The sequence below is a fragment of the Aestuariivirga sp. genome, from assembly GCF_044239095.1.
In the GTDB taxonomy this organism is placed as follows: Bacteria; Pseudomonadota; Alphaproteobacteria; order Rhizobiales; family Aestuariivirgaceae; genus Aestuariivirga.
Genome location: NZ_JBIICB010000138.1, coordinates 1 through 10787, shown reverse-complemented (window position 1 = coordinate 10787; position 10787 = coordinate 1). Strand labels below are relative to the sequence as shown.

Below are 10787 nucleotides of genomic sequence, written 5' to 3'. Positions count from 1 at the left end.
GCGCGCAAGCGCTTCATGAAGGAGCACGGAACGGTGTTCTGGGTTCTGGGGATCATGCAGTATTTCTGGTACTCGAGCGACAAGCGGCGCGAGAGCTTCGTGAAGATGTGCGAGGACAAGGACGTGCAGCGCCTGACCTGGGAGTCCTACACGGAGAAGAAGCTGGTGCGCCAAAGCCCGCTGGCGCATGTGAAAATCTTCCTCAAGGACATGGCGCATCTTCTCGGCATCGCCCGGCCGACATGACGGACGGCTTTCTCTGGGCACTCGGCGGCTCGGCCCTCGTTGCCGTGATCGTGGCGGTGGCGGGCGGCGTGCTGACAGAGACCGGCCCCTGGTATGCGCAGCTGAAGAAGCCCTCCTGGAAGCCGCCGGACTGGGCCTTCGGCCCGGTGTGGACGGTGATCCTGGTTCTCTCCGCGATTTCGGCTGCGCTGGCCTGGGAGGCGGCCGAGGGCGCGGGCGGCAGATCCGCTGTCCTTGCCGTGCTGATCATCAACAGCATCCTGAACATTGCGTGGAGCGGTATCTTCTTCAAGTTGAGGCGGCCGGACTGGGCGCTGGTCGAGGTGGCGATGCTCTGGTTGTCGATCCTGTCCCTGATCCTGGTGCTGGGCAGCTATTCCACCATCGCAGGGCTGCTGATGCTGCCCTATCTCGCATGGGTGTCCACCGCCATGTTCCTCAATTACCGCATCGTGCAGATGAACAAGCCCTTCGCGTGACATGCGATGGATGAGTTCATCCGCAGCGGCCGCATCGCAGACGTGATTCTCGTGGTTCTGGTGGCTGAAACGCTGCTTTTCGGTGCTTATCTCTGGCGCCGCGGGCAGGTGCTGGCGCTGGTGTCCTTCGTGGCATCCAGCCTGGCGGGCGGCTCACTGGTTCTGGCGCTGCGGGCGATTCTGCAGGATGCGGGATGGCTGTTTGTGGCGATCTGCCTTGCTGCGGCGCTGCTTGCACATATTGCCGACATCGCCCTAAGACTACGCTCCGCCAGGCAGGCCGGTGGCGTGCCGTCGGACGAACACTAGCTTATCTCCATTTCCGGGAGGGAAATTCGAATGTCCAAGAAACTGATCCTCGCAGCGCTCGCCTCGGCCGTCCTCTTTGCCGTGCCCGCCCATGCCGAAGGCGACGCCGCCGCCGGCGAGAAGGTGTTTGCCAAGTGCAAGGCCTGCCACGAAGTCGAAAAGGGCGTGAACAAGGTCGGCCCGACGCTCAAGGGCTTGATCGGCCGCAAGGCCGCCTCGGTCGAAGGCTACAAGTATTCCGAAGCGATGATCGCCAAGGGCGCTGAAGGCGTCGTCTGGGATGAGGCGACGCTCACCGCCTATCTGCCGGACCCCAAGGGCTTCGTGCCCAAGACCAAGATGGCCTTCGCCGGCCTGAAGAAGCCCGAGGATGTGGCGAACGTCATCGCCTATCTCAAGGCCCATCCCTGATCGTGACCGCATGGCGGCCTCTCCGGATCATATCGCATGAGCGAGATCGGCCGCCGCAAGCGTGACCATATCGACATCGTCATGTCGGGCGCGGCGCGGCACACCGCGCCCGCCGGATTTGACTCCATCCATTTCATGCACAATGCCCTGCCGGAGGTGGATTTCGATGCCATCGACCTCTCGGCGGCGTTTCTTGGCGCCAAGCTGCGGCTGCCGTTCCTCGCCTCCTCGATGACGGGGGGGCCGGATGTGGCCGAGCGCGTCAACCGCGCCATAGCGGAAGCAGCGCAAGCCATGGGCTTCGCCATGGGGGTCGGCTCGCAGCGGATCTCGCTCACCACCAGCGACCGGCACGGCCTGGGGCCGGAACTTCGCCGCATCGCGCCCGATATTCCGATCTACGGCAACCTCGGCGCGGTGCAGCTGGTGGCCGGCATGGGGCTTGAGGAAGCCCGGCGGGCCGTGGGGCAACTCGGGGCGGATGCGCTGATCCTGCACCTCAACCCGCTGCAGGAGGCACTCCAGGAGGGTGGCGACCGCAACTGGGCCGGTGTCGAGGCCGCGATCGCGCAGCTGGCGCGGGCGCTTGATGTGCCCATTATCGCCAAGGAGGTGGGAAGCGGCATTTCAGGCGCCGTGGCCCGCCGGCTGGCCAGCTGCGGCGTGGCGGCAATCGACGTGGCAGGTGCGGGCGGCACCAGCTGGGCGGCCGTGGAGGGAAACCGCGCGGGCGGCGGCCAAGGCCACGCGCTGGGCGAGATCTTCCGCGACTGGGGAATACCAACCGCGCGCTGCCTGGCCGATGTGCGCCAGGCCTGCCCCGGACTGCCGCTCATCGCCTCGGGCGGCATCCGCCATGGGCTGGACGCGGCCAAGGCCATCAGGCTGGGCGCCACGCTGGTGGGGCAGGCGGCCTCGCTGCTGGGCCCTGCGATGGCGGGAACCGAGGCGGTGATCGCCCATGTCGAAGCTTTCGTCGAGGCGCTGAGAATCGCCTGCCTTGCCACCGGGTCACGCGACCTTGCGGCGCTTGCCGGCGCTGAACTGCTTGGTTGAGGTGGTTGTGCGTGGTTCGGGACGGCGTTTGCCTCCCCTCATCTCCCCGTTGCGTGCCGCAACGGGTCCCTTCTTCTCCCGCTGAAGGAGCGGGAGAAGACATGGGGTGTCCTCTCCCGCATTGCGGGAGAGGAAGGGGACCCAACGAAGTTGGGGGAGGTGAGGGACCACAGGGACGGTCTGGCGGGCGGTCAGCCGAGATCACCGCCCATGTCTCGCCGTCAGGCGCTTACCACATCGCGCCCTTGCTGCGGGTGAGCAGGGGCATGCCGATGAGGGAGGAGAGCGGGGTTCCGCCGCGGCTCAGCGTGGACATGCCGACGAGGGAGGAGAGCGGCGCGGGATTGTTGCTGAGCAGGGGCATGCCGATGACACCGGAGGCGCTGCAGTCGGAGCCGGTCAGCGGCTGGATGCCCATGACCCGCGAGGCAGGGGTGGCATCGCGCCAGAGAAGGTCGATCTGCAGGGCGCTGGAGAGCGGGGCTGCCTCGTCCCACATGCGGGCCGGCGCGGGCTCCGGCATGCCGGAGGCGATGGGCTCATGCGAGTCAAGCACGCTGGTGGCCAGCATGCCGGAACCGAAGGGGGCATGCACCGTGACCAGTGAGCCGCCCTTGGATACGCCCTCAGCGTAGACCTTCGCGTCGGACAGCAGCACCCGGCCCAACGCGATCTGCGCGGCAATGGCGGAGACCGGCGCATCCGGGTTCGAGGGCGGGTTGACGACGTGGACATCGTCAAAACCTTCTTCCGCCAACTCGGCGGCGGCGGCGCGCGCGGCTTCGGCGGTGGCGTACATCCGGCTGATTTCGTGGCTCATGGCAACTCCCTATGGACTGGCGTCCCTTGCGGTTTCAATGCGGGTTCATCTGGTGCGGGCTGTCGTGCCTGGCCCAAGGCTGGTGGTGCTCCGAAAAATGCCGACCATTGTTACGATGGCCGCCATAAGCAAGATCACCTCCAGCGCATAGACGCTGGCATAAGGAATGAAGATGCCGGAGGGGGTGAAGGCCGCCACCATATCGCGCATCACGCCGCCCAGGGCGACGCCTGCCCCGGCGGCGGTGGCCTGCACCGCGCCCCAGGCGCCGAGCGCCAGACCGCGCTGGCTGGCGGGTGCCTGGTTCATGGTGGCGGTCAGGGTGCCGTGGCCGAACAGGCCTGCGCCAAAGCCCACAAGCACCGTGCCCAGAACGAAAAGCGCGGGCTGGCCGATGACACCCGAGACGATGATCATGATGAAGGCCGGAACGCCGACCCAGGCGCCGATTGCTGCCATGCGGAAGGCATCGAAGCCGCGGCCCAGCACATAGGAGGCGAGCGAAAAGCCGACGAGCCCGCCGCCCGCCATGGCCGCGGTGAGCAGCGTCGTGCGCGATACGGCCATGCCCAGCACCTGGCCGCCATAGGGCTCCAGCATCACGTCCTGCATGCTGAAGGCCAGCGTGCCGAGGCCCACCGCAAGGAGGCGCCGGACTGCCTTGTCACCCGAAATGAAGTAGGACCAGCTCTCCTGGAAGGTGGGATCGCGCTGGCCGGGCTGATGAAGCCGCGCGCCACCGCGCGCCTCCTGCTTCCAGACGGCGATGCCGTTGAGCACCAGGATGGCGACGGCCGAGCCCTGGATGACCTGGATGAGGCGGCCGGGCGTGAAGTCCTCCAGCAGGGCGCCAAAGAGCAGCGCGCTGACGATCGAGCCCACGAGCAGGGCCACATACATGAGGCCCACCACCTGTGGCTGGCGCTCCGGCGGTGTGAGGTCCGTGGCGAGTGCCAGACCCACGGTCTGGGTGATGTGGAGGCCAGCCCCCACGAGCAGGAAGGAGAGGCCCGCCGCGGCCTGGCCAACCCAGGCGGGAAGCGATGCCGACTCACCCTGATGCGCCAGCACGAGAAGGGCGAAGGGCATGATGGCGAGGCCGCCGAACTGCACCATGCTGCCGCGGTAAATGAAGGGAACCCGCTTCCAGCCAAGCTCGGAGCGGTGAATGTCAGACTTGAAGCCGATGAGCGCGCGGAGCGGCGCGAAGATGAGCGGCAATGCCAGCATCACCGCGACAAGGGAGGCGGGAACGCCGAGCTCCACGATCATGACGCGGTTCAGCGTGCCAACGAGCAGCACCAACGTCATGCCCGCGCTGACCTGGAAGAGTGACAGCCTCAACAGGCGCGACAGCGGCACATCCGCGGTCGCGGCATCGGCGAAGGGCAGGTATCTGGCGCCAAGCCCGATCCATGCCTTCATGAGGTTTTCGCTAAGGCGGTTCATCGCGTGCCGCTATTCGAGATGTTCATCCAGCGCAAAACCAGTCAACGAAAGGTGTGCGGTGCGTAAAGCCGCCATGGGGACTGCTTGCCGCAAGCCCGCGCACCTATCGCCACGTTGACGCCGTCCCGCAGGCAGGGCGGGGCGCAGCACTTGACCGCGCCCTCCTTGCCGGCACGACGGAGGATTATTGCTGATCGGGCGCAGCTGCCGGTACCTCGAGGGAGGATACCTGAACTGCCTGGCCAGCCTGGTCCGGGGCGACCGTCACCGTGATGACGTAGCCCTGGTCGGTCTTCACCACATTGGATGCGACCGGAGCGACAGTCGTCTCGGCCGAGGCCGAGGCAACGGTGGCGCCCTCGAAGAACTTCGACATCCAGGTGGTGTGGCTCATCACCGAGGCGTGGACGATGAACGAGGTTGTGAGCACGCCGCCAATGAAAAGCGGCAGACCCACGGTGGGGTTCACCACGCACCAAATTCTTCCTTGGTTCATGTCAGGTCTCCTCTAATTCATCCAGGGCGTAAGGGTATACGCCAGCAGGTGGGCGATGACGGAGATCACGAAGAACACACGCGCACCGTCAATGACGTGCTTGTGCAGTTCTTCTGACTCCCTGATGGTGAGGCCAGTGGGCCACACCCTGTTCGGATCGTCTGACATCGGATTATCCTCCAGACTTAGACTAGGTTTCGTGCTGGACCCGCACGGAGGTTTCCCGTCGTTTTATCAACAACAAGACTCGGTATGCGGTGCCTCATGGATTGGGCACCGAAAGTTCTGGGTATTCCTTGGCCATGCTGAAGCCATAGAGCGGCTTGTTGATGCCGTTGTGGCAGGTGGCGCAGTTGACCTTCAGCACGTCGCCCTGCGGACCCTTGCGGTTGTCCGGGAACACAGGGGCCAGCGGATCCATGTAGGTGTGGTTCACCTCGCTCACCATCTTGATGCCGTGCCAGGCGGTGACGCGCTGCGGGCGGCTTTCCTCCCAGCTCGAGAACTGGCGGGAGTTGTGGCAGAAGGTGCAGTTGACCCCTAAGCCATCCGACATGTGCATCATCAGGGCATAGGTCTTCTCCGTGTCCTGGATGGTGCCGCCCGTGCCGCCGGGAAGGGCGGTCGAGGCGACGACACGGATGTTCGCATTGGGTGCGAGCAGCGTCGTGAAGGGGTCATAGGGCAGCGAACTGTAAGCGGGCACCGAGAAGCCGCCGAGGTTCTGGCCGTTGCGGCTGGCCGCCATGCCGCCGGCCTGCTTGGGGCCGGGGTTGATCGACCAGACATTGGCCGGCACCGCATTGCCGCGGTGGCAGGTGTAGCAGGTGACACCGGTCTGCTGCACGTGGCTGGCGAACTTGGTGTTGATGGTGCGCGTCATCTGGATCATGCGGCGCGCGATGACCTTGGTGTAGATCTCGTCAGACGCCATGTTCTCCACATTGTGGCAATAGGCGCAGCCGGCGTTGTCGCCTTCCTGCGGGGCAATCCAGGTGGTGATGGAGTTCATCAGCCGGTTGAACTGCGCCGTATCGAGATCGCCCAGCACCTGGACGTTCTGATAGTTTTCCTTGTCGTCCTTGACGAGCACGCCGTCATTGTCGACCGGATCGTCGGGCACGGGCGCCTTGTTCAGGGCTTCAAGCGTTCTGGCGATGCGCGGGTTCGTCACCTGCTCCATGCCGAGGCCGCGGAAGCCGAGCTGCTCGGTATCCATCGGCGGGCGCTCCCACTGCAGCATCATCGGGATGACGAGCAGGATGGTGACGACCGTGCCGAGCAGCGATGCCGTGAGGGCGGAAGCTGAAAGTTTCATGTTTCCGTCACTCCTATTGGGCCGCCGCGGCGGGGTCGAGAACCGGGGCCGTCAGGTCCATCGGGTACATGGGGGCCACACCGTGCTTGACGGCCCAGAGGTACCAGTTGTCGACGACCGTGCCGGTGAGAAGGATGCCGATGCCGCCCACCAGCGGGCAGAGCACCGCGAACCACCACGCCCAGCGATGGATCGACTCCATCGTGGCGTTGAAGCCCATGGTCCAGCGCCAGAACAGGGCCGCACGCTCAGATGCCGTGCCGCGGTCGATGATCTGTTCGATCTCGCGCTCGCCGCCAAGCCGTGACACCGCAAGGATCGTTGCGCCATGCATGGCGAACAGCAGGGCCGAGCCATAGAGGAAGGCGATCGAGAGCATGTGGAAGGGGTTGTAGAAGAGGTTGCCGTAGCGGATCGAGAAGGCAGCCGTCCAATCAAGGTGCGGGAAGATGCCGAAGGGCACGGCTTCCGAGAAGTTGCCGAGCAGCAGCGGGCGGATGAAGCCCAGCACCAGGTAAAGCCAGATCGCAGCGGCGAAGGCCCAGGCGATGTGCGTGCCCATGCCGAGCGCGCGGGCCCGCCTGTAGGTGCGCAGCCACCAGAGCAGGATCGAGGCGGTGAGGAAGAAGCCCGCCATCTGCCACCAGCCGCCATCGTTCAGGGGCGCCAGCGCCAGGCCGTATTTGGCCGGCGGCGGCTCGAGGCCGAGCCAGAACAGCTGGCGCACGAACTCGATGGGGTTCCAGTTCACCGAGGCCAGCATGTTGAGGCCGATGATCTCGATGGCGATGAAGCCGCACAGCAGCGAGGCGATGCCGAGGGTGCCGAGATAGATCGGACCGATCTGCGCGTCACCGATGATGCCTAGGAGCCAGTTGGTGGTCGTGCCCTTTTCGCGCGGCCAGTTGCCGGGCTTCATGGGAACACCTAGGTCGGCCGGTCCGTGGACCTGAACGCGGGTGAAGATATTTTGATATTCGATCATCATGATTTTGTTCTCCCCCGTCACGACCAGATCGGCAGATCGAGCCACCAGTTCCACCATTCAGGCCAGCCGCGGGTCCAGAAGGGCCCGGAGATGACGATGCAGACGGCGCTGAAGAACACAGCACCCAATGCAAGGAACAGACCCAGCCGGTGGATGCCGAGCGTGCCGATGGAGTAGCCGATATGATCGCGGAAGAAGCTGTTCTCGTGCTCGGCCGTCTTCACCGTTTCGCCCTTGGGCGGGTTGGTGGCCGACAGAACCAGGCCACCATGCATGGCGAGCGCCAGCGTGCAGGTGAAGAACAGCGTGATGGCGATCATATGCGCCGGATTGTAATGAAAGTGCAGAAACTGGTAGCCGACGTTCGACACCCAATCGAGGTGGCTGATGATGCCATAGGGGAAGGCGTGCCCCCAGGCGCCCAGCAGCACGGGGCGGATGATCTCGAGCGTCACAAAGGCCAGGATCGCGAAGGAGAAGGCGACCGGCACATGCAGGCCGATGCCGAGCTTGCGGCAGATCTCCACCTCGCGCAGCGCCCAGCTCACAAAGGCGCCGGTGGCGCAGACGGTGATGACCTGCCAGAGGCCACCCTCCCTCATCGGCGCAAGCGCCAGCCCGTAAGAGAGGTCGGGGGGAGCAATGTTGATTTGCCAGAGGTTCCAGGTCGGCCCGATGGCCGCCGAATAGACGATGAGTGCGGTGCCCAGCACCGAGAAGAAGGCGGTCAGCACACCGAAGAAGCCCACATAGAAGGGCCCGACCCAGAAGTCGAACAGGTCACCGCCGATCAGCGTGCCGCCACGTACCCGGTACTTCTTCTCAAAACTCAGCATTGCCATTGCAGTTGCTCCGTTCCGGCCCAGGGCCGGCATGCTTCAATCGGTGCGGTTCGTGGACGGAACCCGCGGTAGAACGCCTGTTCCGTCCACAAGGGTGTTGCGGGATGAACGGCCTCAGCCGATCATCTCGCTCAACGTGACATCCAGGCTTGCAGCCTTCTTCACGCCGCCTTCCAGCCAGTTGAACCGGTCGGTGGACAGAAGGATGAAGTGGATGATGAGTGCGAGAACGAACAGGAAGGTCGCCATTGCGACGAGCGTCCTGCGGGGATCGAACAACAGCCAAATGCGCCACATATCCAATCCTCCTTTACGTGAACATCGACGTCAGCTGGTGAAGCACCGGCGTGATGTCGCTGCTCTCATAGCCATTGGGTCCAGGGATCCACGGGCGCCACTGCCAGGCAAGGAAGTGGGCGACGATCGCCACAACCGTGAAGGCAATGAAGCTCGTGATAAACATGCCATGGAATTCCTTGGCTTCGGCTTCAGTAAGGCCCGAAATTCCGGACCCCTTATTGTCGGCCATTTGACTGACCTCCGTCTGAAGGCCCCGTGAGAGGCCCTGTCACCGCTGAAATCCCGCGCGGCCCGGGTGCTTCAGGCTCGGGGGAGCCCTTGGCAGCATCCGCCAGGCACAAGGCCCGGCGAATTCCGTGTCTCCGCCTCACATGAAGGCGAAGGGAATCGAATTGTGCGTGGCGGCCTTGGCCGCTGCGAAAATGGACTTGCCCTCGTCATGGCCGCCAATGCGCGGCCGCAACGAACGCGGGATGAGCCGCGTGAATGCAATCGCCACGAAGAAGACCGCGAAGGCCAGCCACATGAGCAGGCTGAACTCGATCTTGCTTTCCTCGCGGTGCGAGGCGTTGATCATCGACATGCTGGTTTCCTCCTGATGTCTGCAGACTGATTGTTGTTGAGAGCCACGCGCATCACACGAGCTCCTTGATGGCGGAGAGTACGTCTTCTTCGGCAACGGTCGCCGACTGCGCCTTGCGGGCGTGGGCCTCGGCCCCGTCACGCAGCCGCTTGGCGGCGGAGATGCGCACCAGCACCGGCTGGCGCTCGACGAGTTCGTCGAGTGCGGCCTTGGCGGCGGCATCCCACACGAGTTCATGCTCGCGCTTTGCGGGCGTTGCCTCGACCTTGTCCATGTCGGTGCCGAGCGGCAGGATGTTGAACAGCGCATCGAACAGCGCGTTGCACACTTCCTGGATGAGGTAGGTCGCACCCGCATAGCCCATGAAGGGCGTGCCGGTGTGGCGGCGGATGATGGCGCCGGGGAAGGAGGCGGGGATATACATGGCCCGTCCGCCCGCTTCCGCCAGATACATGCGCTCATTGTAGCTGCCGAAGAGGATGAGCGGCGTCTTCTCCTTCACCAGCTTGCGGATCGTCTCATTGTCCGTCTTCTCGCCGGACTTGCGAGAGACTGCGAAGTTGCAGGGAAGGCCCATCTCTTCCTCGAGGAAGTGCTGGAGGCCGCGGGCATAGGTTTCATTCGCCACGACACCGAAGCTGGCGGTGCCGAAGAAATCCTGCGTGACCGAGCGCCACAGGTCCCACAGCGGCTTGATGGTGGTGTGCTTTTCCTTGGCGATGAAGGGCTCAGGATCCAGCCCCAGGATTTCGCCAAGGGCGCGCAGGAACTTGGTGGTCGAATGCAGCCCGATCGGCGCCTGAAGGTAGGGGCGGTCGAGATTCTCGCAAAGCTTGCGGCCATATTCGCGATACATGCAGATGTTCGCTTCGGCATTGGCCAGCTTCGGCACATCAGCCAGGTGGCTGCCGAGCGGGAAGCACATGTTGATCTCAGCGCCAATGCCTTCAACGAGGCGGCGGATCTCTGCGAGGTCTGACCATGTGTTGAAGGTGCCGTAAATGGGTCCGATGATGTTGACGCGGGGCTTCTCGCCTTCCTTGCGGGGCTTGAGGGTTGGCACCTGCTTCTTCTTGATGCCGAATTCCGTCCACAGCCAATACATGGCGCGGTCAGCGGATTGCCACTGGTCCTCATCGATGGTGCGCGGCAGGAAGCGCTGGATTCCTGTTCCTTGCGGCGTCACACCGCCGCCGATCATCTCGGCGATGGAGCCGGTGACGACCACACTCGGCATCGACGGATCGAGCACCTTGTGGGCGCGGCGCATCGCACCCTCGGTGCCGTGCTGGCCGAGTTCTTCTTCCGAGAGTCCGGTGACGACGATGGGCAATTCATGCGGGGGGAGCGCGTCAGTGTAGTGCAGCACCGAGGTGACGGGCAGGTTCTCGCAACCCACCGGGCCGTCGATGATCACCTGCAATCCCTTGATGGCGGTGAAGACGTAGACTGAACCCCAGTATCCGCCGGCGCGGTCATGATCGAGGACT

15 protein-coding genes and 1 pseudogene are annotated in these 10787 nt (G+C 64.3%); 5 read left to right on the top strand and 11 right to left on the bottom strand.

The features are described 5' to 3' along the window. The 5 genes and pseudogenes from ACILRA_RS13210 to fni all read left to right on the top strand — a co-directional run. Positions 1-246 (top strand): annotated as a pseudogene (locus tag ACILRA_RS13210) (geranylgeranyl diphosphate reductase); the annotation flags it as partial. Further along, complete coding sequence (locus ACILRA_RS13205) at positions 243-725, top strand: TspO/MBR family protein (protein ID WP_395662560.1); 483 nt, start codon at positions 243-245, stop codon at positions 723-725. The pseudogene ACILRA_RS13210 and the gene ACILRA_RS13205, both read left to right, overlap by 4 nt. A gap of 6 nt (positions 726-731) precedes the next feature. Beyond that, positions 732-1034, top strand: coding sequence for a hypothetical protein (locus ACILRA_RS13200; protein WP_395662559.1), 303 nt, complete (start codon positions 732-734; stop codon positions 1032-1034). A gap of 30 nt (positions 1035-1064) precedes the next feature. Then, the gene (locus ACILRA_RS13195) at positions 1065-1445 is read left to right on the top strand and encodes a c-type cytochrome (protein WP_395662558.1); all 381 of its coding nucleotides are present in this window, start codon (positions 1065-1067) and stop codon (positions 1443-1445) included. 36 nt (positions 1446-1481) lie between these two features. Further along, complete coding sequence (gene fni, locus ACILRA_RS13190; RefSeq protein ID WP_395662557.1) at positions 1482-2501, top strand: type 2 isopentenyl-diphosphate Delta-isomerase; 1020 nt, start codon at positions 1482-1484, stop codon at positions 2499-2501. Between the two features lie 229 nt (positions 2502-2730). On the opposite strand, the gene ACILRA_RS13185 is transcribed toward fni, so the two are convergent. From ACILRA_RS13185 to bchZ, 11 genes are all read right to left on the bottom strand, one after another. Further along, positions 2731-3321: a hypothetical protein gene (locus tag ACILRA_RS13185; protein ID WP_395662556.1), complete on the bottom strand. Its 591-nt coding sequence runs from the start codon at positions 3319-3321 to the stop codon at positions 2731-2733. Positions 3322-3366: 45 nt separating this feature from the next. After that, positions 3367-4770 (bottom strand): PucC family protein, encoded by a 1404-nt coding sequence (locus ACILRA_RS13180; protein ID WP_395662555.1) that lies wholly within the window; start codon positions 4768-4770, stop codon positions 3367-3369. Positions 4771-4954: 184 nt separating this feature from the next. Continuing rightward, the gene (locus ACILRA_RS13175) at positions 4955-5266 is read right to left on the bottom strand and encodes a light-harvesting protein (RefSeq protein WP_395662554.1); all 312 of its coding nucleotides are present in this window, start codon (positions 5264-5266) and stop codon (positions 4955-4957) included. Between the two features lie 12 nt (positions 5267-5278). Next, a complete protein-coding gene (gene pufB / locus ACILRA_RS13170) occupies positions 5279-5434 on the bottom strand; it encodes a light-harvesting antenna LH1, beta subunit (protein ID WP_395662553.1) in 156 nt (51 codons plus the stop codon). 94 nt (positions 5435-5528) lie between these two features. Continuing rightward, positions 5529-6584: a photosynthetic reaction center cytochrome PufC gene (gene pufC, locus ACILRA_RS13165; RefSeq protein ID WP_395662552.1), complete on the bottom strand. Its 1056-nt coding sequence runs from the start codon at positions 6582-6584 to the stop codon at positions 5529-5531. Positions 6585-6597: 13 nt separating this feature from the next. Further along, positions 6598-7569, bottom strand: coding sequence for a photosynthetic reaction center subunit M (gene pufM, locus ACILRA_RS13160; protein ID WP_395662561.1), 972 nt, complete (start codon positions 7567-7569; stop codon positions 6598-6600). A 20-nt stretch (positions 7570-7589) separates the two neighbouring features. Then, the gene (pufL, locus tag ACILRA_RS13155; protein ID WP_395662551.1) at positions 7590-8414 is read right to left on the bottom strand and encodes a photosynthetic reaction center subunit L; all 825 of its coding nucleotides are present in this window, start codon (positions 8412-8414) and stop codon (positions 7590-7592) included. 114 nt (positions 8415-8528) lie between these two features. Continuing rightward, positions 8529-8711, bottom strand: coding sequence for a light-harvesting antenna LH1, alpha subunit (gene pufA / locus ACILRA_RS13150; RefSeq protein ID WP_395662550.1), 183 nt, complete (start codon positions 8709-8711; stop codon positions 8529-8531). A 13-nt stretch (positions 8712-8724) separates the two neighbouring features. Then, the gene (pufB, locus tag ACILRA_RS13145; protein WP_395662549.1) at positions 8725-8943 is read right to left on the bottom strand and encodes a light-harvesting antenna LH1, beta subunit; all 219 of its coding nucleotides are present in this window, start codon (positions 8941-8943) and stop codon (positions 8725-8727) included. Between the two features lie 138 nt (positions 8944-9081). Further along, positions 9082-9297 carry a hypothetical protein gene (locus ACILRA_RS13140; RefSeq protein ID WP_395662548.1) on the bottom strand — a complete coding sequence of 72 codons (216 nt, stop codon included), beginning with the start codon at positions 9295-9297 and terminating at the stop codon, positions 9082-9084. Positions 9298-9349: 52 nt separating this feature from the next. After that, a partial coding sequence (gene bchZ / locus ACILRA_RS13135; protein WP_395662547.1) for a chlorophyllide a reductase subunit Z occupies positions 9350-10787 on the bottom strand: 1438 nt, incomplete at its 5' end.